The organism is Rhizobium sp. USDA 4016 (genome assembly GCF_056279705.1).
This window is the reverse complement of sequence record NZ_JBWCCY010000002.1, coordinates 2,102,650-2,125,994: the sequence shown is the minus strand read 5'-3', so window position 1 is coordinate 2,125,994 and position 23,345 is coordinate 2,102,650. Positions and strand designations below refer to the sequence as shown.

The following is a 23,345-nucleotide window of genomic DNA, read 5'->3' as shown; positions in this document are numbered from 1 at the left end:
CGCGTTCAGGGCCGCTAGAGGTCGAGATGCAGCGTTTTCCCCTCGAAGCGGGAGACGCAGATCATCACCTTGCGGCCGGCCGCTTTTTCCTCATCGTTCAGGTAGAGGTCGTGATGCAGCAGCTTGCCATCGCAGGTGACGACCGCCGTCTCGCACTGACCGCAGGCACCACCTCGACAGAGGAAAGACGCATCGACGCCCGCCGCTTCGATGGCCTCCAGCATGCTTTCGTGATGGCCGACCCTCACGGTCTTGCCGGAGCGCACGAGCTCGACGGTGAAGGGCTTGCCCGGCAACGAGGAAAGGAAGCGCTCCGAATGCAGGTTCTGCTCCGGCCAGCCGGCCTCGATCCCGGCCCTTAAAACGCCGTCGATCATCCCCGATGGGCCGCAGACATAAAGATGCGTGCCGAGCGGCTGGCTGTCGAGCAGACGGCCGAGCGGCATCGTTATGCCTTCGGCGTCGCAATAGATCTTGATCCGTTGCGAGCCGTAGCGCTCGGCCAGTTCCTTCCAATAGGCACCGCGATCGCGCGTGCGCACGGCATAATGCAGCTCGAAATTGGCGCCTTCGCGGGTGAACTGCTCCATCATGGCGATGAAGGGGGTGATGCCGATACCGCCGGCGATCAGCAGATGCTTGCGGGCCCGCCAATCCGGCTGGAAAAGGTTGACCGGATAGCTGACCTTCAGATTGTCGCCTTCCTTGACCCTTTCATGCATGAAGGTGGAGCCGCCGCGCGAATCCTCGACATGCAGGACACTGATCTCATAGGCCGCGCAATCATGCGGCGGCGACATCAGCGAATAGGCGTTGCGACGCACATGGCCGTCATCATTCATCGCGACAATGATGTGCGCACCGCCTGAGAAATATGGCAGCGGCTTGCCGTCCAGCCGCTCGAAGCGGAAGCGCTTGATGCGCTCGGCAACCGGCGTCACCTTCGTCACGCGGACGGGAACTTCAGTACCACCGCTCAAAGGAACAACTCCTCTGGATCGGGCGCGCTGCCCGGCTCTTCCGCATCGATGTTGACGCCTTGAAAGGCACCGAGCCGTCGCGAATAATGATCACGCACGAGAAGCGTCAGGCGGCAATGGCTGCAGGTGAAGGGGCTCGCAGTCACGTCGTCAGTGATCCCTTTGCAATGCACGCACTGGACACGCCGCGCCAGCGAGCCGCGATGTTCGGTGATGATCGAGGCGTAATCCATGCCATGTTCGAGCCCCACCGTCATTGCCTGCCCGATGAAACCTTCCGTTCCAGCGATATAGAGGCGGATGCCCATGTGGGCGGTTGCCAGCAATCCCTTCAGCCGGAAGAGGAGCGTCGCAATCGTCGGCGCCGTCCAGAAGACATCTGTGCCAAGGTCGAGTAGCGCCGTGTCATGGCCTTTGCCCTTCGACCCGCACGCGACATAGAGGATTTCGCTCCGTGACAGGATCGTTTCGTCGAGGGCCGGTTTCTGGTCAGTGAGCGCTGTCGCACCCTCACCCTCGAGCGCGAAGATATGCCGCTTGGCATGCGGCTCGATGGTCAGACCTTTGTAGACCGGACGGCTCTTGATGCCTGCAACGAGCATGGCGCGCTCCCTAACCTAAGGCGGTTCGCTTCTTCTTTTCCGGATCGTCAAAGGGAAGCGTATGCGCGCTGGCCATGGCCTTCACGCTCTTGCCGCGCACTTCGAGCCTCGTGCCATGAACAGCCTTGTCGACATCGAGGCGAGCGATCGCCATGGATTTCTTCGTCAGCGACGAATAGCTCGGGCATGTGATGACGCCGACTTTTTTGCCGTCGGCCCACACCTCATCGCCGAGATCGGCCGGGCCATCGGCATCAATCAGCATGCCGAAGATCTTGAAGCGTTCCTTGCCTTTGAGGCGCGCGTGCTCCTCGGCACCGCGGAAGCCGGTCTTGCCGGGACTGACGGTGAAATCGAGGCCAAGTTCCCAGAGGCTGTCGCCAGGCGGCTGATCGGCAAAGGGATACATCTGCGAATTGTCATAGGGATAGAAGAGCAGATAGCTTTCGACCCGCAGCATGTCGAGCACGCTGAAGCAGCAGGGAATAATGCCCATATCCTTGCCCTCTTCGACGACCCGGTCCCAGACCATGACAGCATCCTGGCCGCGCACGAAGATCTCGTAGCCGCGCTCACCGGTATAGCCGGTGCGCGAGATCATTACCGGAGCGCCGAAGAGCGTCGCTTGCAGGTGATGGAAATATTTGAGGTCGCGGATGCCGGGCACATATTTGGCGAGGTAGTCGACCGCCAAAGGTCCCTGGAGCGAGAGATCATGTAGATCGTCGTCGAAGAGCACTGCACAATTGCGGCCAGCCGCCTGCTTGACGACCTCCTCGTGACCGGACCCGGAGCCATGCACCAGCATCCAGGAATTCGGGCCTGTGCGGTAGACGATGCAATCGTCGGTGAAATGACCGCGATCATTTAGCATCGTGGCATAGACCGAGCGACCGGGATAGATCTTCGTCATGTCGCGGGTGGTGACGTAGTCAAGCACAGCGATGGCATGGGGGCCGACCAGATGCACCTTCTTCAAGCCGGAAACATCCATGATGCCCGCCTTGGTGCGGACGGCGACGTGCTCTTCCGACATGTCCTTCTCATAGGTCCAGGCGGTTCCCATTCCGCTCCAGTCCTCAAGCTTCGATCCGAGAGCGCGATGCCGATCCGCCAAGGCGGAGAAACGCCAAGATAAAGCCATTCCCGTTCCCTCTTATTTCTTCTACGGAATATTTGTTTCCTGACTATATTCGTCTTTTGCGTCGTGGCAAGCCTGCGTGAGCAGGGATTCCTGCAAATCTTCAGCGGCGTCTGCTCGGCGGTGCGTTGGGCGGAGATGACGATGTTGGCAATCCGCCGCCGCCCGGAACCGGGATGATGGTGCTTGCGACGGTTGAGGGAATTCCTCGACGGTGAGCTCACCGCCGAGCCCGGGCCTCGCCCTTGTCCGGTGCGCCAATAGGGTTGATGCCGGCTTCCACAACCGCGGCGACCGGCTTGACTCGTAGCTGCTAGGGCTTGCCCGGAAGACCGGATTTCGTTCGCGTTCGGAAAAGGACCAGCGGGTCTTTGTGGTCAACTTGTAAGAATAGTTTGTTCTTTTGGAGCAATCTATCCCGTCTTGCCCCGCTGGGGATAACAGATGATTGAGAGGTAGCGGCTCGGCAGTTTGACCAGCACTTCCGGCCCGTGCGGCGCATCGGCGTCAAAGAACAGGCTGTCGCCCGGCTGCATCGGAAAAAGCTGGTCGCCGTGGCGATAGACGACTTCGCCTTCCAGCATGTAGAGAAATTCCATGCCCTCATGCTGAAAGGTCGGGAAGACGTCGGAATCGGCCGTCAGCGTGATGAGATAGGGTTCGACGATGACGCCGCTGGAATTGTTGTCGATATGTCCGAGCAGATTATATTGATGTCCCGCCCGCGTGCCGCGCCGCTCGAGCTCGATGCCTTGGCCGGCTTTGACGAAGACGGCATTATGCGGCTCCTCGTAACGCCGGAAGAAGGCGGTGAGGGGCACGCCGAGGGCGCGGGAAAGCGATTGCAGCGTAGTGAGCGATGCCGAGATATTGCCGTTTTCGATCTTCGAGAGCATGCCGAGCGAAATACCGGTTGCGGCGGCAAGATCGGTGACCGTGATGCCGAGCCTCTTGCGATAGGCGCGAACCTCGTGGCCGATCGCCATTTCGAGGTTGTTTTCCTTCGGTTCGCGGACAGCATGCGGATCCTGGGAAAGAGCGATCCGATTCCCGTGCGGCTGCTCCGCTTGGCTCAATTTGTCATCGGGCTTGGCCTTCATGCACCGTCCTTTCGCGTTTTCCTCTCCCCGGAAATCCTATCGCCGTAGTGAAATTTTCTCAACCGTGAAGAAAGTCAGGATCTGCGGCTATGCCCCATACCAATGGAGTGCGATAGGCGGCGCTGACATGCTGTTTAACTTCTGTGCTTCGCCATGGAACGATCGAGATGGAGCGGGCAGCAGTCGATGCGATAGGCGGCGCGGGCCGGCGCGTAGCGCGTGGCCGAGAATTTGAGAGCACGTTCGACCTCGGCAAAATCACCACGAACACCCGCTTCGATGGCAACGCACTTAGGCGGCGTCCCCCTTGCCTCTCGTGGCGCGGCGAAGCGACGGCCATGGGTAATCGTCGCGTGCTTCAGCCAGGTATTGATCCGCAAGCCGTATTCCCGGATGGTTTCAGCCATCGTGGGCGGGCTCTGCGTCGGCGGCCTCGCCCTCATCACGCTCGCCGTCCTGTCTTCGAGCCACTCTGCCTGCTGATCGGCTTTAGCGCCTATTACACCGCGGCGGCGGAAGATCTACCTATCGCCGCCCTCCCACTTCGTCGACATGATAGAGCAGATCGGCAGGATCCTCGTATACCCGGATCGCTCCAGCATCCCGGAGTTCCTCGCGACCGTAGCCTCCACTCAGCAACCCGACGCCGAGCGCCCTGCATCGGGTGGCCGCCAGCATGTCCCAGATACTGTCCCCGACAACAATGGATTTTTCGATCGCAACCCCTAAGGCCTCGGCCGCAGCGACAAATAGATCCGGATCCGGCTTGGCATATTTCACCTGATCGCGTGTGATCACGGGAAACGATCCCGGATCGACGCCAAGTGCCGCTATATTGACTGCGGCCGTCTCCATACGGCCGCTTGTTGCAATCGCGTAGGGGATATTCTCACTCGAAAGCCATTGAAGCAGTTCGCTCGCCCCAGGCAGCGGTTTTATTTGCGCTCCCAGTCGGCGATACGCGGCCGCATGAAGCTGACGCAACCGTTCGTTCTTCTCGTCAGTAATCTTGATCCCGGTTTCACGAAGCAACTGGTTGGTAAATAGTCCCCCGCTCATCCCGATCTTTCTATGGATCCGCCAGATGGATAGTTCGATGTTCTCGGCCTCGAGTGCTTCTTTCCAGGCTAGGACGTGTTGGTAAACGCTGTCGACTAACGTGCCGTCGAGATCGAAAAGGAAAGCGTGTTCCATCCGCATTTTCCATACCTCTTCCATTGTTCTTGTTCGATTCGAGCCGTGAACTTAGATGGACAGACTCGATTGTTCGGCAAGCGCCGATAAATTGGCAAGAGTCGCGGGCCTTCTTGTCGCCACGGACACCCGATTGCGCCGGCGCCACTAGATTCAGCCCCATTCGCCGCAGAGAAGCGGCACGATGGCACTCGATCCTTTGCGGTTGTTTCGAAGTCAGGTAGTCTCTCTACATGAGGACACCGATCAAACGAGACGATCTCGAAAGCGCGAGAAGCGACCTTCTTGCCACGGCGGTTGGCTGGTTCAAGAGAGAGCAGGACGTCGTGGGTATTTTCCTGGGAGGGTCGGTCGCTGCTGGAAGCGCCGACGCCTATTCCGATATCGACTTGCGCATAGTCGTGCAACCCGAGCACCATTTGCACTATGTGGAGAGGCGCAGGGAAATTCCAACGCTGTGGCCGGGTTTTCTCTTCAACGAATGGCTTCCCAACACGCAGCATTGCGTGTCGCATTTTCAGCCATTCGGGAAAATCGACATCTTTTATTATGATGCCGCCAAGCTGACACCTTCGCCCTGGTATCGGCTGCCGATCAGGATTTTGCACGACCCCAAAGGCATCGTTACCGATCTCGTGAAGCGATCGGAGGAGCTGCCGTTCTTGGTCGGAGAGAGCGACGTGGACCTTTCAATTAGCAAGGGCTTGGCGGCGGCTCATGAGACATATCGGCGGGCGAAGCGTGGCGAGCTGTTTTACGCGCAGACGCTCTTGGACGAACTGCGTCACCACGTGATGCAGGCCGACGATTGGCTGCATGATCGAACTCCTGAGACCACAGTGATGGCGAAGTTCGACAATCGAGCGAGTGGGGAGGTACTTAGCAGTCTCGCGACGTCCTATTGCCCATGCCTAGACGAGGCGATTTTGGCGGCATTGTCCTCGCTCGCTCGCGCCTATCGCAATCAGGTGCTGGCGCTGCATGAGAAGTTTCAACTTTCCCGACCGCTGAGAAATGATGTCGCGGCTCTTGATATGGTCGCGTAACTGCATCCGCTTTAGAGCACTGCAGGCCCGCGTTCGTGCTCTATCGGACCATCAAACACTTTCACGGTCCCGTTCGGACTTAATTATGTGGATGAGAGGAACCTCGGCAGATACTGCTGAAATGGTCCGCAATAGCGCTTTCGGCGTCATCTCATCGATGTTCAATGCGCTAGAGCGTCCAGTCCTCCCAACTTTGGACTTCGCCAGCTTTATCCTCGCGGCAAATCGTTTCCAGCGCTAACGAGGCACGACTAGAGTGCCGTTGTTTATGCCGCAGGATTGCAAATTGGCGGGACGGCAGAGGGAAGCGCGCCTTTACCAGCAGACCTTGCGCCAAGAGGGGCGCGGCTACCGCTCCCGACACGACAGTCGCACAGATGCCCTCTCTTGCTGCCGATATTACCGCCTCATTCGATGGCAGCTCAAGCGCAACAGCCAGGTCTGCAAAGCTTATTCCGGCATTGGAAATCGCGGTCTCGAAAGCCGATCGGGTTCCGGACCCCTTTTCTCGCATGACCCATTTTGTGCCCGAAACCAGGTCCGCCGGTGCAACCGGTTTGCCGGTTGCCCAAGGATGGCGCGGACCGACGACAACAAGGAGTTCGTCCTCGGCGAGAGACTGAAAAGACAGCGCCGGCTCCTCGACGCCGCCTTCGACAAAACCGACTTCGGCCAATCCATCGACAACCGCCCTTGCCACCGTGGTCGTGTTGCCAATTATCAGTTTAAGGTCGATGCCCGGGTAGCGGATCTTGAAACGCATCAGCATCGCCGGTAGCCAATAGCTCGCAATCGTCTGGCTGGCAAAAACCACGAGTTCACCCTTTTGCAACCCGCCGAGATCGGACAAGACGAGGGCTGCAGCCCTTGCGCGGGCGAGCGTCGCTTTTGCCTCTCCGAGAAACACCCGACCTTCATATGTGAGCTCTATGCGGCGTCCGACGCGATGGAAAAGTTCGACGCCATAGGAGGCCTCGAGATTGCGGATTGCCGAGCTGACGGCCGATGGTGTGAGGCCGATCACGAAAGCGGCCTTGGTCAGATGCTCCCGTTCCGCAACAGCGACGAAAATGGAAAGTTGCTCGAAAGTCATGAATCAATCCGTTCGATTTTACCGAACGAACTCTACTGAACTATTCAATAGAAGTCGATGATCGAGTGTGTGACAGTATAGCCATTCCGCAAGGTCCTACCGATGCTCATGTCAGCCTCACGCTCCCTATCGCTTCCTTCAGCCCTGCCGGGACTCGTCCTTTGTGCCGCGGTCGCGCTCGCTGCGCATCTCGTTGAGCAACTGCAGATGTTGATTTTCGGTTTGCATTGGATTGAGAGCCTCGTGTTTGCCATTCTGGTCGGCATTGCCGTTCGCTCTTCGGTCTGCCTGCCGCAGAGTTTCATTCCCGGCATCCAATTCGCCGCCAAGACGCTTCTCGAGATTGCGGTGGTGTTGCTGGGCGCGTCGCTCAGCGTGGCTGCAGTCCGGCAGGCTGGACTGCCGCTTGTCGGCGGAATTGCCATTCTGGTTGCTCTGTCTTTGGCAGGCAGCTTTCTCATAGGGCGCCTCTTGGGGCTCTCGGCCAGCCTGGCGACGTTGGTTGCTTGCGGCAACTCGATCTGCGGCAACTCTGCGATTGCCGCCGCAGCGCCCGTGATCGGCGCCACACCGGACGACATCGCGGCCTCGATAGCCTTTACCGCGCTGCTTGGCGTCGCTGCAGTTCTGACGCTGCCAGTTCTTCACATGCTCTTTGGTCTCACCGCCGTACAATATGGCGTTTTCGCAGGACTGACGGCCTATGCGGTCCCGCAGGTATTGGCGGCCACGGCCTCTGCCGGAGCCGTCAGTACCCAGGTGGGCACGCTCGTCAAACTGATCCGCGTGATGATGCTCGGACCCGTCATCCTTCTGCTTGGCGCAGTTCATGGCCGCCGCCTTGGCGGCTCCGCAGTCAATCTTCGCCATATTCTCCCATGGTTCATCATCGGTTTTGCAGCCATGGCGGTGCTTCGCTCCCTGGATGCCATCCCGGCCCCGCTGCTTTCCGGGATGTCGGCTGCCTCCACCGCCTTCACCGTCACCGCCATGGCCGCTTTGGGTCTCTCCGTCGATATTCGGTCCAGCGCCCAGACCGGCAGCCGGGTACTGGCGGTGGCGGCGCTGTCGCTGTTGGCGCTGGCGGCTCTTGGTCTGTGTCTGATTGGGCTGCTGAAAATTGCCTGATCGAGGCAATATGCCCAAAATACTTGCAAAGATTCCGGTTGCCTTCGAAACGATCAGCGGCTAGCCTGTATATACAGGTGGGGCGGAAACATAGATCGTTCATGCGGGTCATCTCTTCACAACAAGCTGCGGATCTTCTCGAAGACGGGATGACTGTCGCTGCTTCGGGTTTTGGAGGATGCTGCCATCCTGAGGCCATCACGGCCGCTGTCGACAAGCGCTTCCTCGCCTTTGGAAAGCCGCGCAACCTGACCCTTTTGTTTGCTGCCAGTACGGGCGATCGTCAGACGCGCGGCATGGGGCACTTTGGCTATGAAGGCCTGGTCGCCTGCGTGATTGCCGGGGGATGGCGCGGAACGCCGCGCCTTGGAAGGCTTGCGGTCGAGGGAAAGATCGAAGCGCATTGCTGGCCGCAGGGCGTCATCGCGCAGCTCTATCGGGCGATCGCCGCCGGTCAGCCCGGTGTGGTCACCCATATCGGGCTCGGCTCTTTCATGGATCCGCTTCATGACGGCGGTCGCATGAATGCGACGACGCCGCGTCCGCTCGTCGAGCGTGTGTCGTTGCGCGGCAAGGAATGGCTGCTTTATCCGTCGATGCCACTCGACTGCGTGCTCTTGCGCGGAACGACGGCCGACGAAGACGGTAACATCACCTTCGAGGACGAGGCCTTCCCACTCGACGTGCTCGCCATGGCACAAGCAGGCCGAAATTCCGGTGGTATCGTCATCGTGCAGGTCAAGCGGATTGCCGCGCGCGGCTCGCTGCAGCCGAACGATGTTCGTATCCCGGCAATGCTGGTCGATTATGTCGTCGTCTGCGAAGATCCGGTCCAGCACGGCATCAGCTTCGCCGAGACCGACAATATCGCCTATACAGGGCGCGTCCGGATGGCGGTGAGCCGCCTAAAGCCGGCGCCGCTGTCGGTCGATAAAATTATTCAGCGACGTGCCTTCCTGGAGCTGGCGCCGCTGAATTTTCCAACGATCAACCTCGGCATCGGCATTGCCGCCGGGATCGGCCGCATCGCGAGCGAAGAGGCATTCGACGATTATACGGTGACGATCGAATCCGGTGTCATCGGCGGCGTGCCGGCCGAGGAACTATCCTTTGGGGCCGCCATCAATCCGACCGCCATCGTCACGCAGGCATCGCAATTTGACTTTTACGATGGCGGTGGTCTCGATATCGCCTTTCTCGGTATGGCCGAAGTAGATAGGCATGGCGCGGTCAACGTCAGCCGCTTCAATAATTCTATCGTCGGGGTCGGCGGATTTACCAATATCTCGCAGACGGCCAAGCGCATTGTCTATCTCGGCACATTTTCGGCTGGTGGCGCGCAAATTACTGTCGCCGACGGCAGGCTCGACATCGTGCAGGACGGAAGACTTTGCAAGATCGTCGACGATGTCGACCAGATCAGTTCGAGCCCTGCCTTTGCGCCGGAGGACCAGTCGCAGCTCGTCGTCACCGAGCGGGCTGTCTTTCGTGTGATCGAGGGACGCCTGACGTTGACGGAGTTTGCCCCCGGTATCGATCTTGCCGCGCATGTTCTCGACCGTTTGCCGAAGGGCGTCGCGGTGGCGGACCAACTAAGGCAAATGGATGCGCGCCTGTTTTCGACCCGTGCGATGAAGGATTTTGTCCCATGAAAATAGATGGAGCAGCCATCATTGTCACGGGCTCGGCAACCGGCGTGGGGGCTGCATGCGTGAAGCAATTCGCCGAGGGCGGTGCCCGGGTGGTCGTCAACTACAGCCGCAGCAGAAAAGAGGCCGATGAGACCGGCGATATCTGCCGCAGTCTGGGCGCTCAGGTCGAGGTCGTCCAGGCTGACGTTGCCGATGACGCGGCTTGCCGCCGGATGGTCGCGACCGCCGTCAATCGATGGGGGCGGCTCGACGCCTTGGTGAACAATGCCGCAATGACGGTCAAGTCCGATCCTTTCGATCTGGAGACACTGTCGGCCGCAGATTTTCAAAACGTTTTCGGTGTCAATGTCATCGGCGCTTATCAGATGTGTCGGGCGGCGGTGCCCGCGATGCGTAACAGCGGCGGCGGTGCGATCGTCAATGTCTCATCCAACGTTGCCTTTACCGGGGGCGGCAGCTCGCTTGCCTATACGGCCTCCAAAGGCGCGCTCAATGCGCTGACCTTGGCCTTGGCGCGCACCTGCGGTCCCGATATCCGTGTGAACGCGGTTTGTCCCGGCATCATCGATACGCGCTGGATGCGCGACACACTCGGGCCAGATACCTATGAAGCCGTTGCCAAGCGATTTTCGGAAACCGCGCCGCTCGGCCGCGTCGCAACACCGGAAGACGTTGCAGGCGCCATTGTCTGGCTTGTTCAGGGTGCGGACTTTGTCACCGGCGAACTGCTTTCCGTTGACGGCGGAATCCGCCTGTCAGGTGGGGTTCGCAAACCCGCTACATCAGGGGGAGCCGCAAAGTGACGATCTCGGCTCAATCCATCCTCGACTTTCCAGTGCCGGAAGCGACCCAAGTGGTTAGCGCAAGGGATGCCATCCTTTACGCCCTGTCGGTTGGCTACGGCACCGATGCCCTTGACGATCAGGCACTGAAGTACGTCTATGAACGCGATCTCGTGACCGCGCCGACCCTTGCCAATATCGTGGCGCACCCCGGCCCATGGATGCAGCAGACGGGCGTCGACTGGACGCGTTTGGTGCATTCCGAACATCGCCTGACGATCCACCGGCCGGTTCCCGTCGATGTGCCCCTAATCTCTCGTTCACGCGTTTTGTCGGTGGTCGACCGGGGCGTTGAAAAAGGGATGTTCGTCAGCGTCGAGCGCCTGATCGCAACCGCTGACGGTGATCAGCCAGTTGCGACGATCGTCCAGACAAACGCGTGCCGGAGCGACGGTGGATGCGGATCGGCGGGATCTGCGCCTGAACCGCTGTCCAAGGTCCCGGACCGAGCGCCGGAGCTCGAATTCAATGTCGACATCCCGGAAAATGCCGCTCTGCTTTACCGCCTGAACGGCGATCTCAATCTGCTGCATGTCGACCCGCAGGCAGCCCGCAGGAGCGGCTTTGCCCGGCCGATCCTGCACGGGCTATGCAGTTTCGGCTATGCGGGTTGCGCCATCGTCGCTGCCGTCGATCCAAGTATGGCTACGGGGTTAAGCTCGATCGCAGCGCGTTTCAGCGCGCCGATCTTTCCCGGCGAAACGATCACCTTGCAGATGTGGCGTAACGATGCCGAGGTCCGCTTCAGGGGCCGTGTTGCGTCACGGAGCGCTACCATCCTCGACAATGGCATCGCGAGGTTGTCATGACGAAAGCGGTCAAACCGGCCGCCGGCGAGGCGCGCCACTATATACGGATCAAGGAGCAGATCCTGGCTGAGATCGCCGAGGGCAAGCTTCAGCCGGGAGACCGGGTATCTTCTGAAAGCGAACTCGTGGCGGCATTCGGGGTCAGCCGCATGACGGCGAACCGGGCGCTACGGGAGTTGATGTTCGAGGGTGTTCTCAAGCGGTCGGCCGGGGTCGGAACGTTCGTGTCGCCAAAGCACCTCGACGTGGATCTCCTGCAAATCCGCAACATAGCCGACGAAATACTTGAACGGGGTCACAAGCATAAGGCGGCGATCGTCGCGGTCGGCTTGATGAAGGCGGATGCCAACGTTGCCGACGCGCTTGAACTGACCCTCGGCGCCGAAGTAATGCATTCGCTGATCGTGCATATGGAAAACGACCAACCCATTCAGGTCGAGGAGCGCTACGTCAATCCATTGGTCGCGCCTGACTATTTGTCGACCGACTTCCACAGCATGACGCCGCACGAATATCTGACGAAGGTGGCTCCGATAACGGCGTTCGAACATATCGTTCAGGCCGTCAAACCGGATACGGCGGTGCGCAAATATCTTGGCCTGAAGAACGATTACCCTTGCCTGCGGGTCTTTAGAAGAACCTGGTCGGGTGAGGCCGTCGTGACTTGTGCGCTGTTGTATTATCCCGGCGCGCAATACCGGCTGGAAGCACGGTCCACCAAGGGTCCTCCTAAACCCGTCGCCATTCTCGGAGAGAAAAAGTGACCGCCATCAACTCTCCATCGATCATGTTCAGCGCGGCACCGCCGACGATCGAGGACATCGCAGCGGTTGCCCGTCGTCACGCAAAGATCGAGATATCCGCCGAGGTCGAGGCCCGGATTGCGGCCGCACGAGCCGTCGTCGATCGCTATACGGAAAGCGATCTGCCGGTCTACGGCCTGACAACAGGACTTGGAGCGGGTGTCGATACGCGACTTGCAACGGACGATCTGGTGGCGTTCCAGATGCGTGTGCCGCAAGCCCGCTCGGTCGGTGTCGGAAAGCCGCTTGCAAAGGAATCCGTGCGCGCGATGATGGCCGTTAGGGCAGCCGGCATGGCGGCGGGCGGTTCCGGCGTCTCGCCGAGCGTCTTCCATGGTCTGATCGCCGCCATCAATGCGGGTGTTCACCCTGTCGTCCCGTCACTGGGTTCGATCGGTGCAGCGGATTTGGCTCCGCTTGCTCATATGAGCCGGGGGCTTCTGGGCTTTGGCGATGTCGAGCTCGGCGGCGAAGTGCTGCCGGCCGGTATCGCTCTTGAAAGAGCGGGCCTGAAGCCGCTCGAACTAGCACCGAAAGACGGGCATGCGCTCGTCGTGGCCAACAGCCTCTCCAGCGGCCTTGCCTGCTTGGCGCTCGAAGACATCGAGCGGCTCTTCGGTTGGTCTCTTAAGGCGATTGCCATTAACTTTGAAGCGTTTCGGGCCAATGTCAGCGCCTTCGACGATCGCGCTTTGGCTGCGAGACCGGCCTTTGGACAGCGCCGTGTCGCCTCTGAGCTCATGGAGATTCTTTCGGGCAGCTCCTTGCTTGCTGCCGATGCAGCAAGACGTCTCCAGGACCCCTTGAGCTACCGCTGCGCCCCGCAGGTCTGGGGCGCATTGAGGCATGCGATCGATGAGGCAAGGCAGGCGACGGAAATCGAGCTCGTCAGTTCCAGCGACAATCCTGTTGTCATCGCATCTGAGGGTGTCATCCTTTCCCACGGCAATTTTGACATGACCGCTTTTGTGCTCGCCTGGGAAAGGCTGGGGCAGGCCATGGCGCATTGCGCGGCAGGTACCGCGCATCGGATCATGAAGATCATGTCGCCGGGCATGTCCGACCTCCCACGCTTCCTGACGCCAATGGGCCAGAGCCGCACCGGTTTTGCGACCGTACAAAAGACTGTCTCGGCTATGGAAGCCGAAATCCGCCATCTGGCGATGCCGGTTTCGCTCTCGCCCATTCCTGTTGCCGATGGCGTCGAAGACCAGGCGTCGATGGCTCCGAGCGTTTTGGCAAAGGCGCAGGCGATCGTCGAGCGCCTTCGCTATCTGGTCGCCATCGAACTGATCGCATCGGTACAGGCCGTCGAGCTGCGAGGCGTCTCAGGCGAATTGGGCAAGGGATCGGCACAAACCTATGCTTTTGTGCGCAACTATGTCCCCGCGCTTGAAGAGGATCGCGCGCAAGCGCCGGATTTTGCGACGATTGCCGCATTGATCGGGCTCGGCCCGCAATAAGCCCGGTTCGCCATTGCCACGACAAGAAGGGCAGGGTGCCGAGTGATCATGCTGACGGTCAATCTGAAAGATTCCGTCAGTCCGTTCGTTGAAAAGTCAACCAGAGGGAATGATTATGAAAAATTGGACAAAAGGCATCCTTGTAGCCGGCATCATGGCCGCCGCCATGTTCCAGTCTGCATCCGCACAGACCATCAAGGTCGGCAGCAAGAATTTCACCGAGCAGTATATTCTGGCCGAAATGTACGCCGCCGTTTTGGAAAATGCCGGTTTCACCGTCGAGCGCAAGATTAACCTCGGTGGCACGCTGATTGCTCATCAGGCATTGGTGGCCGGCGAGATCGATCTTTATCCGGAGTACACCGGCACAGCCCTGGCTTCTGTCGTCAAGGGTGAGATGTCGACCGATGCCGACAAGGTCTACACGCAGGTCAGGGACTTCTACGCCAAGCAATTCAACCTCACATGGCTAAAGCCGAGCGGCATTAACAATGGTTACGTCATTGTGGTCCGGCAGGAAACGGCGCAGGCCAACAATCTGAAGAGCCTGTCGGATCTCGCCAAGGTTTCCAAGACCCTGGTCTTCGGCGGCGGTGCTGAATTTCCAGATCGCGCCGATGGCCTGCCGGGCCTGAAACGCGTTTACGACGCGGAATTCAAGGAATTCAAGCTGTTCGCCAAGCTTGGTCTTCGTTATGACGCGCTGGAACAAGAGGACATTGACGTCGCCAACGGCGCGGCGACCGACTGGCAGATCGGCTCGAAGAAGCTCGTGCCGCTGGCAGATGACAAGGGTCTGTTCCCGCCTTATTACGTGGCCCCTGTTGTCCGCCAGGACGTGCTGAAGGCCAATCCGAAGATTGCCGAACTCCTGGACGCGGTCGGAGCCCATTTGGATAACGAGAAAATGCGGGTTCTCAATGCCAAGGTCGAGACCGATCACGAGGAATCCGAGGACGTGGCGGTAGACTTCCTCAAGGAAAACGGCCTGCTGCCGAAATGATTGGACGCCCTGCGCGCGGGTATCAATACGGCCGCGGCCTGGCGCAGCGGCCCTTTCACAGAATTTTCGAAAATTCCTCCGTTCAGCAGCCGGACAGGAATGTGGAGAAGCGGGAAATGCAGGAAATCTGGATTGACTATCTCAACGCCCTCGATGCCAAGTCGCTGGCGCTGACGAATGACGAGATTCTCGATGCGGTGTCGAAGGCGCTGGATGCACAGGGCAGGGGCGAAACCGTCATAGAGCCGCGTGTTCATCTTGTGCCGGAGAGCTCTGAGAAAGGCCATTTCAACGTGCTTCGTGGCTATGTCAAAGCGCTGAACTATGCCGGCGTCAAAGTCGTCGGCGATTTCGTCGACAACTACAAGGTCGATCTGCCTTCAGAGCTTGCGGTCCTCAACCTGTTCGATCCGAACACGGGCGTGCCGAAGGCCGTCATCGATGCAACGGCAATCACCGACATGCGCACCGGCGCCGTGACCGCCCTTGGTGCAAAATATCTCGCCCGCAAGGACAGCAAAATACTCGGGCATATCGGTGCCCGCGGAACCTCTTACTGGAATGTCCGCCTTCTCGATCATCTCTTCGACTTCGATGAGATCCGCGTACACTCGCGCCGCCCGGAAAGCCGCGATGCCTTCGCAAAGCGGCTTGAGACGGATCTCGGCAAGAAGATCATCGTCACCGACAACTGGGAGAATTGCCTCAAGGGTGCCGACATCATGGTCGAGGCAAGCCGCCTGCCGGAACCGGCGCCGCTGTTCAAGACGGGATGGGTGAAGAAGGGAGCTTTCGTCGTGCCCTATGGAACGATGAGCGCGCTTGAATTCGATCTGACCGACATCATGGACAAGGTCGTCGTCGACGATTGGGGACAATGCGGCCCGGGCAAGCCTTTCGGAGCGCTTCGCCGTCACGTCGACGAGGGCAAGGTGACGGCCGACAATCTGCATGCCGAAATCGGCCAGATCGTCTGCGGCATGAAACCCGGCCGGGAAAATGACGAGGAGACAATCCTGTTCTGGCACCGCGGCCTTAGCACGACGGACGTGGCGCTCGGCGCCGCTATGGTGAACAAGGCAAGAGACATGAACATCGGCCAGCGTCTGCGGTTCGCATAAACTGCCATGGTCATGTCCAAGCCAATCGCCTGTTCGAGAATGTATAATCTCAGCGCGCGCATTCGCGGGCTGTGGGATGCGCTTTTTGCGCTCGTCAGCGTGCATTCCGGAATCGCGCTTGAGATCATCGCTCATGCAGCTCCAGCACCCTTGTCGGAGTTATGGACAAGGCCGGATATGGGAGCGGTCTTCATGTGCGGCTATCCGTTTTCGCGCATGCCGGAGGGCGCAAGACCGACTGCCCTTGCCGCGCCCGTCTCGAGCGAGGCATGGTCTTCGGACCAGCCGCTCTATGCCAGCCACATCCTCATCGCCTCCACGGGGCCGGTAAACGCGGTGGCGGATCTCGCTGCGGCACGCTGGGGTTGGACCGTGCGCGATTCCCAATCGGGCTATCACGCGGCGCGTTCCTACCTCGCTGGCCAGTTCACGGGCAAGATGAAAGAGAGCGCGGCGGTCGGACCACTGCTCAACCCGTCAGGCATCGTTGCAGCTCTCAGGGATGGCAGGATCGAGGCGGGCGCCATCGACGCTTACGCCTTCCAATTGTTGTCAATGCATGAACCCGACGCGATCGATGGTCTTCGCATTCTTGCGACGACCGATCCGCTTCCCGCTCCCCTATTGGTTGCCGCAAAAACATTGCCCGGGGACATGGTCACGGCATTACAGCGGAGCCTCGTGACGTTGCATGAAACGCCTGACGGAACGGCGGTTCTGGGAGCACTCGGCCTCAGACGATTTTCGGCGGTCGCTCCGTCTGCCTACGATGTACTGCCGCAGAGAGCCGGCGCCGCCGATCGCAGATTGGGGATCACATGGTAGACGGTGGCGAACGAGCGCCCGGACACGGAGGTCTCGACGATGAAATGGGTCCCTAAACACCTCGACCGGCTACTCGAAGCGCTGCTGGAGCACCTGTATCTCGTTTTTTCCTCAGTTGGGATTGCCCTGGTGATCTCGATGATCGTCGGGATATGGGCTGCAAGGCGGCCTCGGAGTTTTGCCGTTATCGTCGTCTTGACCGGTATCCTGTTCGCCGTGCCGAGCCTGGCGCTGTTTGCGCTTCTCATTCCCGTCATGGGTATCGGGGCGGCACCCGCTATTACCGGACTTGCCGCCTATTCGCTGATGATCCTGATCCGCAATATCGGCATGGGGTTCCAGGCTATTCCGCGTGACATACTAGAAGCCGCCGATGGCATGGGCTACGGCACGGCGCGCCGGATATGGGAAGTCGAGCTGCCGCTGGCGATGCCCTATATCGTCGGCGGCATCCGCATTGCCATGGTGACGGTAATCGGCATCGGTACCGTTGCCGCCTATATCAATGCCGGCGGCCTGGGCGTCATCATTTTCGAAGGCATCGATCAGCGATTTCCCGAAAAGATCATCGCAGGCGGACTGCTGACGTCATTTCTGGCGCTCTTTGCCGACTATTTTTTTGCATCGTTCGAAAAGCTGCTGCGCCGTCGCAGTGGAGGTAAAGCCGCATGATCGTCATCGATGCATTCAGTTGGATCTTCAACAACTCCGGCGCCTTCTTCAACGCTTTCCATCGCCATCTTCTGATGTGCGTCCTATCGCTCGGCATAGCCTTTGTCATTGCCGTGCCGCTCGGATTTTCGGTCGCACGGGCACCTCGCGCCGCCTTCGCGGTGGTCAATATTGCCGGCGCTCTGCGCTCTATACCGAGCCTCGCGATCCTGTCGGCGACGATGCCATTCCTCGGCATCGGATTGTTACCGTCTATGACCGCCCTCGTCGTCCTTGCCGTACCGCCGCTGTTGTTGAACACGATCATCGGTATCCGCGAGATCGACACTTCCGTAATCGATGCGGCAAAAGGAATGGGCATGAGCACCGGGCAGATGCTGCGGGAAATCGAACTTCCTCTGGCCGTTCCGTCGATTCTGTCAGGTGTCAGGACGAGTGCCATCCAAGTCATCGGCGGTGCGGCACTGGCCTCCTTCATCGGCGGCGGCGGACTTGGCGATTTCATCAATGCCGGCATTGCGATCATGAACATGCCGCGCCTTCTTGTCGGAGCGGTTCCAATAGCCCTGCTCGCAATCTTTGCGGAATTGGCGTTCAGCGCTCTGGAGCGCATCTTCACTCAACGGCGCTAAGCGGCCGAAAACGGATATCAGTATGATTCATCTCGATCATGTTACGAAGAATTACGACGGAAGCGGCCAGCATGCGGTCGACAATCTCGATCTCTTGATCGAGACCGGTACGACGGTTGCGATGATCGGCCCTTCGGGCTGCGGCAAGACCACGACCATGCGCATGATCAATCAATTGGAGACGCCCACGACGGGACGCGTGCTGGTCGATGGCAAAGATATCGCCCGCGTCGATCAGAAAGAGCTACGGCGCAGCATCGGTTATGTCATTCAGCAAGTTGGTCTCTTTCCGCATATGTCGATCGCACGCAATGTCGCAACCGTGCCGCGCCTTCTTGGCTGGGATAAGGCGCGCAGTGATCGTCGGGTTGACGAGCTCCTGGATCTCGTAGGCCTCGATCCGGCCATCATGCGGCAGCGCCTGCCACACGAATTGTCAGGTGGGCAGCGTCAGCGCGTCGGGTTCGCGCGCGCTCTCGCCGCCGATCCCGCAATCATGCTGATGGACGAACCGTTCGGCGCGATCGATCCGATCACCCGCGTTCGACTTCAGGACGAATTCCGCGATATTCTCAGGAAGGCGAAGAAGACGGTGGTCATCGTCACGCATGACCTCGACGAGGCAATCAAGATGGGTGATCGCATTGCGATCATGCGGGATGGCCGCCTCCTTCAATATGACGCCCCGCAAGAGGTCCTTGCGCGTCCCGTCAATAAATTTGTCGAGAATTTCCTCGGCCCCGACCGAGCCATAAAAAGGTTGAGCTTAATCCCCGTATCGATGATCATGACCACGCCGGAACCGTTCAAGGGGGACGCCGAAATCGCCGCTGATGCCACGGTTCACGACGCCTTGGCGCTCATCCTCTCCGGCGAAATGCCGGGTCTGCACGTCAGAGCCGCCAACGGAACGCTTGCGGGATATTTGTCTCGTGACACCTTATTACGCGCCAATCGGCTCTAGTCTGCGCACACCCATGAACTTGTTTCACACTGTTAACATGCTTCGAGATTTCATTAAATCTTGCTGGTCGGTTCAACCCGAAGTTAATTTGAGGTTTCACGCTCATCCACTATCCATCGCCAGCCCCTACAGCATGGTGTTTGCGTCCAATCTCGACGACACTTTGCGAGGGGCGAGTATCGTGTTGATGTTCGGAACATGGCGCAATCTCATTGCCTCCGAGCTGCCTCCCGCCGGCATCCTGCCGTCGATGCAGGGCGTTGCGGGTCTCGCGATGACGAATGCCGACAGGGGTCGGTCGGAGGCCGGAGTTGTGTGCGCCGGCGCGGAGTCCAGGCCTATCGCCATCGCCAGAATGGAGAATGCGAAAAGTGCGAGGCCGACGAAGTAGTCGGATATAGCATGCCGACGGCGGTCCAGACGCTCTTCCAGGTAGTCCGGCTTTTGATCTCTGTCTTCGTCGTGCATGACAAACTCGCGTGGTTGGTTCTAGGGGGCAAGGTTCCGTAAGGAGGGTCTCCAGCATTCGTTGCGGAACCCGTTTCCGCCTATAAAAAGCTGCATCTCCCCTTGTTCATGAAGGGTTATTGTTCTTGAACGGCAGTTGCCGGATCCGTTTGCCGGTAGCGGCGAAGACGGCGTTCAGAACGGCCGGTCCGGCAACGGCGATGGTCGGTTCGCCAACGCCTCCCCAGAAGCCGCCGGACGGCATGATGATTGTCTCGACCGCCGGCATCTGCTCCATCCGCATCACCTCGTAGGTGTCGAAATTCTCCTGTTCGACGCGGCCGCCATTGATTGTGCATTCGCCGTAGAGGCAGGCGGAGAGACCGTAAACGAAGGACCCTTCGACCTGGCGTTCGGCCTGGGCGGGGTTGACGATATGACCGGGATCCGTCGCGGCGACGATGCGGTGGATCTTCAACTGTCCGTCGGTGATGGAGATTTCCGCGGCGGCGGCGACATAGCTGGCAAAACCCATGATCTGCGCGAGGCCACGGTATATGCCTTGCGGCGCCGGCGTTTCCCAGCCGATGCGCTCGGCAACGGCTTCCAGAACTGCCAGATGCTTCGGGTGGTCGGCCATCAGCTTCCGGCGGAAATCGAGGGGATCGATTCCGGCCGCATCGGCAAGCTCGTCCAAGAAGCTTTCCACGTAGAAGGCATTCTGGTTGAGGTTCACGCCACGCCAAAAGCCGGGCGGTACTGGAGGATTGCGCATGGCATGGTCGATGAGCAGATTTGCGACGGTGTAGCCGAAGACACCTTCGCTGCCGCTGGCGTTCAGCCCCTGGAACACGATTGGATCGTGACCGTTCTCACGAAACATCTGGGGACGGAGCGAGGAGAGGATGGACTGACCGCTGATACGCATGTGAAGCGCCGTCAGATTGCCGTCGGCATCAAGCGCGGCCCGCATCCTGCACTGCGTCGTCGGGTGATAGGAGCCGTGCAGCATGTCCTCCTCGCGCGACCAGATCAGCTTGACCGGCGTGCCCGGAAACTCCTTGGCGAGCGTGACCGCCTGGCGGACATAGGATTCGTTGGCGCCGCGCCGGCCGAAGCCGCCGCCGAGATGCAGTTTGTAGACCTCGCATTGTCCGATCGGCAGGCCGGAGGCTTCCGCCACGTTGACAAGGCTGCTTTCGCCGTTTTGCGTCGGCACCCACACCTCGCATTTATCTCGCGTATATCGCGCCGTCGCATTCATCGGCTCCATCGTGGCATGGGCCTGATAGGGGAAGGAATAGGTTGCCGTGACGACCCGCGCTGCTCCCTCAAGTGCTGCGGGCGCATCGCCGATCGAAGTGCCGACGAAGGCATCGTCGGCATCGAGGCCTTCGGCGAGCATTGCGGCGATGGAGGCACTGGTGACGGCGGTGTTCGGACCATCGTCCCAGGCGACCGGCAACGCGTTGAGCGCCGATTGCGCCTGCCACCACGTCTCGGCAACCACGGCCACGGTTGCCTCATCGACCTGCACGACCTTGCGCACGCCCGGCCTCGCCGCGACGGCGGCGGCATCGAAGCTTGCAATCTTGCCACCGAACACAGGGCAGGCCTTCACCGCGGCGTTCAGCATTCCGGGCAGTTGCACATCGGCGCCATAGATCTGCCTTCCGGTGAGCTTGTCGGCGGTATCGAGCCGCGGAAGCGGCTTGCCGGCGATCTTCCAGTCCTTCGGGTCCTTGAGCGCGATAGTGCTTGGAACCGGCATCTGTGTGGCAAGCGCCGCCACGGCGCCATACGACGTCGTACGTCCGGAAGCGGGATGGGTGATGATGCCGTTCTGGACCGTGCATTCGGAACTCGGGACATTCCAGGTACTGGCGGCGGCTGCAATGAGCATTTCGCGTGCGGCGGCTCCGCCCTGCCTGACGTATTCGTGCGAGCCGCGAATCCCCTGGCTGCCCCCGGTCGAGAAACTGCCCCAGACGCGCTCGCGTCGAAGGCTCTCCCCGGGCGTCGGATATTCGGTCCTAACCTTGGACCAGTCGCATTCGAGCTCTTCCACAACTAGCTGCGCCAGTCCCGTGAGCGTGCCTTGTCCCATTTCCGAGCGGGCGATGCGGATGACGACAGTGTCGTCCGGATGGATCAGAACCCAGGCATTGACTTCTGGCAATATATCCGATGCCGCCTGCTCGGCATTTGCCGACAGCGGAATCTGAAAGCCTAGTGAAAATCCGCCGGCCGCCGCGGCCGTACCGATGAGAAACTTGCGGCGTGATAGCGTGACCACATCATTCATCGTTCTACCCTCAGCCTTTCTGCGCGGCACTGCTGTTTGCAGCGGCGAGCTTGATCGCAGCCCGCACCCGGTTATAGGTGCCGCAGCGGCAGATATTGGTGATTTCCGCGTTGATATCGTCATCCGTAGGATCCGGGGTCGTGTTCAGCAGGGCGGTGGCCGCCATGATCATTCCGGCCTGACAGTAGCCGCATTGCGGCACGTCGAGCGCGAGCCATGCCTGTTGGACCGGATGGGAGCCATCCGGGGAAAGCCCTTCGATGGTGACGATCTGCTGGTTTGCGTCAATCGCGCTGACCGGCATAGCGCAGGAGCGCGTGGCGACGCCGTCGATATGCACTGTGCATGCGCCGCATTGCGCAATGCCACAGCCGAACTTCGTGCCGGTCAGGCCGGCCTGTTCGCGCAAGACCCATAAAAGAGGCGTTTCCAAATCCACGTCGATATCGCGGACCACGCCGTTAATGGTGAGTTGAACCATGACATGCTCCAATCTCTTGAAAGAAAGTCCCAGATGCGATGGCGGTTTTGCCCGCCATCGCACGCCGCTCGATCAGGATGCAGGTGTGGTATCCTGGTCAGCCGGCGTTGCGCTGCGCGTCCGATCCGGACTGGTCGGCCGGAGGAACTGGCTGCGATTGCGAGCTGGCGGACTGGAGCCGGGTGCAACCGGACCCTTGAGCCAAGGCAGTGCCTGCCGCCGCAAGAAGGCCGACGGAGGCTGCGAATGCGATGAGAAAATTCTTCATGGATGCCTCACTTCTGGTTGAAGTTTGAATTGCCTGAGACGGACGGTCCGATCTCTGGCTGCTACCGGAGCTTCCGCTCCGTCTTTTCCCCGCCTGGCGCATCGTCCTAGTTGGCGGCGGAAAGGCTCCGCAGATAGGCGATGATCGCCGATCGCTGCGCCTCGTCACGAATACTGACGGTCATCGTCGTGCCGGGAACGACCTGCCGCGGATTGGCGAGAAAGGCCTGCAGCCTTTCCTCGTCCCAGACGATGCCGGACCCGCCGAGCGCTTTCGAATAGCGTGCGCCTTCGATGGTTCCCGCCGACCGGCCGAGAAGGCCGGAAAGATGCGGTCCCATCCGGTTTTCGCCGCTGTTGGCACTGTGGCAGGTGCCGCAGCGGGTGCGAAATAGCCTTTCGCCCTCCGGATTGACCGGCTCCTGCGCCAGGCCCTGGCCGGCAGCCGCGAGCGAGAGCGAGAACACCAGCATTGAACCGAGACAGATTGGTTTCATCGAAAATCCTCACGTCATTGCGTCTTGCATCGTTGAGACTGCCCGGATGCAGATGAACGGCTGCTTCGCTGTCGATCGTTTCGACGCTTGCAGGCTAAGGGCGGTTTGTCGCAGAGATGTGCCAGACGGGCAGGAAAATTGTCGCGAAATGTCTCAAGCCGTCCGGATTGCATCCATACGCGCTTGGGGCCGGACCGAAGACGGATACGCCAGTTCAGGCTATTCCTTGGAAGGGCGAGCAATTCGCCAGGTAACCGGATCGCCGGTTTTGACAAACT

General features: G+C 59.8%; 24 protein-coding genes. 13 read left to right on the top strand and 11 right to left on the bottom strand.

Going from position 1 to position 23,345, the window contains the following annotated elements; genetic code table 11:
* Positions 1–14: 14 nt before the first annotated feature.
* The 6 genes from ACZ9DP_RS11235 to ACZ9DP_RS11210 all read right to left on the bottom strand — a co-directional run bounded on the left by ACZ9DP_RS11235 (position 15) and on the right by ACZ9DP_RS11210 (position 5,023).
* Positions 15–980, bottom strand: a complete 966-nt coding sequence (locus tag ACZ9DP_RS11235) for a PDR/VanB family oxidoreductase (protein WP_476201693.1) — start codon at positions 978–980, stop codon at positions 15–17.
* Positions 977–1,582 carry a dimethylamine monooxygenase subunit DmmA family protein gene (locus ACZ9DP_RS11230; RefSeq protein WP_476201692.1) on the bottom strand — a complete coding sequence of 202 codons (606 nt, stop codon included), beginning with the start codon at positions 1,580–1,582 and terminating at the stop codon, positions 977–979. The genes ACZ9DP_RS11235 and ACZ9DP_RS11230 overlap by 4 nt, the downstream gene beginning before the upstream one ends.
* Before the next feature lie 10 nt (positions 1,583–1,592).
* Entirely contained in the window at positions 1,593–2,726 is a 1,134-nt protein-coding gene (locus tag ACZ9DP_RS11225) for an aminomethyl transferase family protein (RefSeq protein ID WP_476201690.1), read from the bottom strand.
* Between the two features lie 410 nt (positions 2,727–3,136).
* Positions 3,137–3,823 carry a helix-turn-helix domain-containing protein gene (locus ACZ9DP_RS11220; RefSeq protein WP_194731605.1) on the bottom strand — a complete coding sequence of 229 codons (687 nt, stop codon included), beginning with the start codon at positions 3,821–3,823 and terminating at the stop codon, positions 3,137–3,139.
* 134 nt (positions 3,824–3,957) lie between these two features.
* On the bottom strand, positions 3,958–4,230 hold the full coding sequence (locus ACZ9DP_RS11215) for a hypothetical protein (protein ID WP_476201689.1): 273 nt from the start codon (positions 4,228–4,230) through the stop codon (positions 3,958–3,960).
* Positions 4,231–4,348: 118 nt separating this feature from the next.
* Entirely contained in the window at positions 4,349–5,023 is a 675-nt protein-coding gene (locus ACZ9DP_RS11210; protein ID WP_476201687.1) for an HAD family hydrolase, read from the bottom strand.
* A gap of 227 nt (positions 5,024–5,250) precedes the next feature.
* Here ACZ9DP_RS11210 and ACZ9DP_RS11205 point away from each other — a divergent pair, with 227 nt between their 5' ends.
* A complete protein-coding gene (locus tag ACZ9DP_RS11205; RefSeq protein WP_476201686.1) occupies positions 5,251–6,063 on the top strand; it encodes a nucleotidyltransferase domain-containing protein in 813 nt (270 codons plus the stop codon).
* Positions 6,064–6,232: 169 nt separating this feature from the next.
* Here ACZ9DP_RS11205 and ACZ9DP_RS11200 read toward each other — a convergent pair whose 3' ends face one another.
* A complete protein-coding gene (locus ACZ9DP_RS11200; protein WP_476201685.1) occupies positions 6,233–7,156 on the bottom strand; it encodes a LysR family transcriptional regulator in 924 nt (307 codons plus the stop codon).
* 102 nt (positions 7,157–7,258) lie between these two features.
* Here ACZ9DP_RS11200 and ACZ9DP_RS11195 point away from each other — a divergent pair, with 102 nt between their 5' ends.
* The 12 genes from ACZ9DP_RS11195 (at position 7,259) to ACZ9DP_RS11140 (ending at position 19,070) form a co-directional block, all read left to right on the top strand.
* Positions 7,259–8,284, top strand: coding sequence for a YeiH family protein (locus ACZ9DP_RS11195; RefSeq protein WP_476201683.1), 1,026 nt, complete (start codon positions 7,259–7,261; stop codon positions 8,282–8,284).
* 101 nt (positions 8,285–8,385) lie between these two features.
* A complete protein-coding gene (locus tag ACZ9DP_RS11190) occupies positions 8,386–9,936 on the top strand; it encodes an acyl CoA:acetate/3-ketoacid CoA transferase (protein ID WP_476201681.1) in 1,551 nt (516 codons plus the stop codon).
* Positions 9,933–10,739: an SDR family NAD(P)-dependent oxidoreductase gene (locus tag ACZ9DP_RS11185; RefSeq protein ID WP_476201680.1), complete on the top strand. Its 807-nt coding sequence runs from the start codon at positions 9,933–9,935 to the stop codon at positions 10,737–10,739. Before ACZ9DP_RS11190 ends, ACZ9DP_RS11185 begins: the two co-directional genes overlap by 4 nt.
* Positions 10,736–11,587 carry a MaoC family dehydratase gene (locus tag ACZ9DP_RS11180; RefSeq protein WP_476201678.1) on the top strand — a complete coding sequence of 284 codons (852 nt, stop codon included), beginning with the start codon at positions 10,736–10,738 and terminating at the stop codon, positions 11,585–11,587. Before ACZ9DP_RS11185 ends, ACZ9DP_RS11180 begins: the two co-directional genes overlap by 4 nt.
* Entirely contained in the window at positions 11,584–12,351 is a 768-nt protein-coding gene (hutC, locus tag ACZ9DP_RS11175; protein WP_476201677.1) for a histidine utilization repressor, read from the top strand. Before ACZ9DP_RS11180 ends, hutC begins: the two co-directional genes overlap by 4 nt.
* Entirely contained in the window at positions 12,348–13,853 is a 1,506-nt protein-coding gene (locus ACZ9DP_RS11170) for an HAL/PAL/TAL family ammonia-lyase (RefSeq protein ID WP_476201675.1), read from the top strand. The genes hutC and ACZ9DP_RS11170 overlap by 4 nt, the downstream gene beginning before the upstream one ends.
* Before the next feature lie 115 nt (positions 13,854–13,968).
* Positions 13,969–14,856: a glycine betaine ABC transporter substrate-binding protein gene (locus ACZ9DP_RS11165; protein WP_476201674.1), complete on the top strand. Its 888-nt coding sequence runs from the start codon at positions 13,969–13,971 to the stop codon at positions 14,854–14,856.
* A gap of 116 nt (positions 14,857–14,972) precedes the next feature.
* A complete protein-coding gene (locus tag ACZ9DP_RS11160; RefSeq protein WP_476201673.1) occupies positions 14,973–15,977 on the top strand; it encodes an ornithine cyclodeaminase family protein in 1,005 nt (334 codons plus the stop codon).
* Between the two features lie 6 nt (positions 15,978–15,983).
* Positions 15,984–16,802, top strand: coding sequence for a phosphate/phosphite/phosphonate ABC transporter substrate-binding protein (locus ACZ9DP_RS11155; RefSeq protein WP_476201672.1), 819 nt, complete (start codon positions 15,984–15,986; stop codon positions 16,800–16,802).
* A gap of 39 nt (positions 16,803–16,841) precedes the next feature.
* A complete protein-coding gene (locus tag ACZ9DP_RS11150; protein ID WP_194731593.1) occupies positions 16,842–17,474 on the top strand; it encodes an ABC transporter permease in 633 nt (210 codons plus the stop codon).
* The gene (locus tag ACZ9DP_RS11145) at positions 17,471–18,106 is read left to right on the top strand and encodes an ABC transporter permease (RefSeq protein ID WP_476201670.1); all 636 of its coding nucleotides are present in this window, start codon (positions 17,471–17,473) and stop codon (positions 18,104–18,106) included. The genes ACZ9DP_RS11150 and ACZ9DP_RS11145 overlap by 4 nt, the downstream gene beginning before the upstream one ends.
* A gap of 22 nt (positions 18,107–18,128) precedes the next feature.
* On the top strand, positions 18,129–19,070 hold the full coding sequence (locus ACZ9DP_RS11140; RefSeq protein WP_476201668.1) for an ABC transporter ATP-binding protein: 942 nt from the start codon (positions 18,129–18,131) through the stop codon (positions 19,068–19,070).
* Positions 19,071–19,196: 126 nt separating this feature from the next.
* Here the strand turns inward: ACZ9DP_RS11140 and ACZ9DP_RS11135 are convergent, their stop codons facing one another.
* The 4 genes from ACZ9DP_RS11135 to ACZ9DP_RS11120 form a co-directional block, all read right to left on the bottom strand.
* Positions 19,197–19,538 carry a hypothetical protein gene (locus ACZ9DP_RS11135; protein ID WP_476201667.1) on the bottom strand — a complete coding sequence of 114 codons (342 nt, stop codon included), beginning with the start codon at positions 19,536–19,538 and terminating at the stop codon, positions 19,197–19,199.
* A gap of 106 nt (positions 19,539–19,644) precedes the next feature.
* On the bottom strand, positions 19,645–21,822 hold the full coding sequence (locus ACZ9DP_RS11130) for a xanthine dehydrogenase family protein molybdopterin-binding subunit (RefSeq protein WP_476201665.1): 2,178 nt from the start codon (positions 21,820–21,822) through the stop codon (positions 19,645–19,647).
* Between the two features lie 10 nt (positions 21,823–21,832).
* Positions 21,833–22,303 carry a (2Fe-2S)-binding protein gene (locus tag ACZ9DP_RS11125; protein WP_476201663.1) on the bottom strand — a complete coding sequence of 157 codons (471 nt, stop codon included), beginning with the start codon at positions 22,301–22,303 and terminating at the stop codon, positions 21,833–21,835.
* A 374-nt stretch (positions 22,304–22,677) separates the two neighbouring features.
* Positions 22,678–23,067, bottom strand: coding sequence for a c-type cytochrome (locus tag ACZ9DP_RS11120; protein ID WP_476201661.1), 390 nt, complete (start codon positions 23,065–23,067; stop codon positions 22,678–22,680).
* Positions 23,068–23,345 lie beyond the last annotated feature (278 nt).

What these genes read in the sequence shown, in the direction of transcription:
- ACZ9DP_RS11205 (WP_476201686.1), top strand. Translation starts at nt 5,251, where the DNA reads ATGAGGACACCGATCAAACGAGACGATCTCGAAAGCGCGAGAAGCGAC.
- ACZ9DP_RS11225 (WP_476201690.1), bottom strand. Translation starts at nt 2,726, where the DNA reads ATGGCTTTATCTTGGCGTTTCTCCGCCTTGGCGGATCGGCATCGCGCT.
- ACZ9DP_RS11160 (WP_476201673.1), top strand. Translation starts at nt 14,973, where the DNA reads ATGCAGGAAATCTGGATTGACTATCTCAACGCCCTCGATGCCAAGTCG.
- ACZ9DP_RS11155 (WP_476201672.1), top strand. Translation starts at nt 15,984, where the DNA reads ATGGTCATGTCCAAGCCAATCGCCTGTTCGAGAATGTATAATCTCAGC.
- ACZ9DP_RS11185 (WP_476201680.1), top strand. Translation starts at nt 9,933, where the DNA reads ATGAAAATAGATGGAGCAGCCATCATTGTCACGGGCTCGGCAACCGGC.
- ACZ9DP_RS11150 (WP_194731593.1), top strand. Translation starts at nt 16,842, where the DNA reads ATGAAATGGGTCCCTAAACACCTCGACCGGCTACTCGAAGCGCTGCTG.
- ACZ9DP_RS11200 (WP_476201685.1), bottom strand. Translation starts at nt 7,156, where the DNA reads ATGACTTTCGAGCAACTTTCCATTTTCGTCGCTGTTGCGGAACGGGAG.
- ACZ9DP_RS11140 (WP_476201668.1), top strand. Translation starts at nt 18,129, where the DNA reads ATGATTCATCTCGATCATGTTACGAAGAATTACGACGGAAGCGGCCAG.
- ACZ9DP_RS11125 (WP_476201663.1), bottom strand. Translation starts at nt 22,303, where the DNA reads ATGGTTCAACTCACCATTAACGGCGTGGTCCGCGATATCGACGTGGAT.
- ACZ9DP_RS11220 (WP_194731605.1), bottom strand. Translation starts at nt 3,823, where the DNA reads ATGAAGGCCAAGCCCGATGACAAATTGAGCCAAGCGGAGCAGCCGCAC.
- ACZ9DP_RS11120 (WP_476201661.1), bottom strand. Translation starts at nt 23,067, where the DNA reads ATGAAACCAATCTGTCTCGGTTCAATGCTGGTGTTCTCGCTCTCGCTC.
- ACZ9DP_RS11215 (WP_476201689.1), bottom strand. Translation starts at nt 4,230, where the DNA reads ATGGCTGAAACCATCCGGGAATACGGCTTGCGGATCAATACCTGGCTG.
- ACZ9DP_RS11190 (WP_476201681.1), top strand. Translation starts at nt 8,386, where the DNA reads ATGCGGGTCATCTCTTCACAACAAGCTGCGGATCTTCTCGAAGACGGG.
- hutC (WP_476201677.1), top strand. Translation starts at nt 11,584, where the DNA reads ATGACGAAAGCGGTCAAACCGGCCGCCGGCGAGGCGCGCCACTATATA.
- ACZ9DP_RS11210 (WP_476201687.1), bottom strand. Translation starts at nt 5,023, where the DNA reads ATGCGGATGGAACACGCTTTCCTTTTCGATCTCGACGGCACGTTAGTC.
- ACZ9DP_RS11145 (WP_476201670.1), top strand. Translation starts at nt 17,471, where the DNA reads ATGATCGTCATCGATGCATTCAGTTGGATCTTCAACAACTCCGGCGCC.
- ACZ9DP_RS11135 (WP_476201667.1), bottom strand. Translation starts at nt 19,538, where the DNA reads ATGCACGACGAAGACAGAGATCAAAAGCCGGACTACCTGGAAGAGCGT.
- ACZ9DP_RS11165 (WP_476201674.1), top strand. Translation starts at nt 13,969, where the DNA reads ATGAAAAATTGGACAAAAGGCATCCTTGTAGCCGGCATCATGGCCGCC.
- ACZ9DP_RS11230 (WP_476201692.1), bottom strand. Translation starts at nt 1,582, where the DNA reads ATGCTCGTTGCAGGCATCAAGAGCCGTCCGGTCTACAAAGGTCTGACC.
- ACZ9DP_RS11195 (WP_476201683.1), top strand. Translation starts at nt 7,259, where the DNA reads ATGCTCATGTCAGCCTCACGCTCCCTATCGCTTCCTTCAGCCCTGCCG.
- ACZ9DP_RS11130 (WP_476201665.1), bottom strand. Translation starts at nt 21,822, where the DNA reads ATGAATGATGTGGTCACGCTATCACGCCGCAAGTTTCTCATCGGTACG.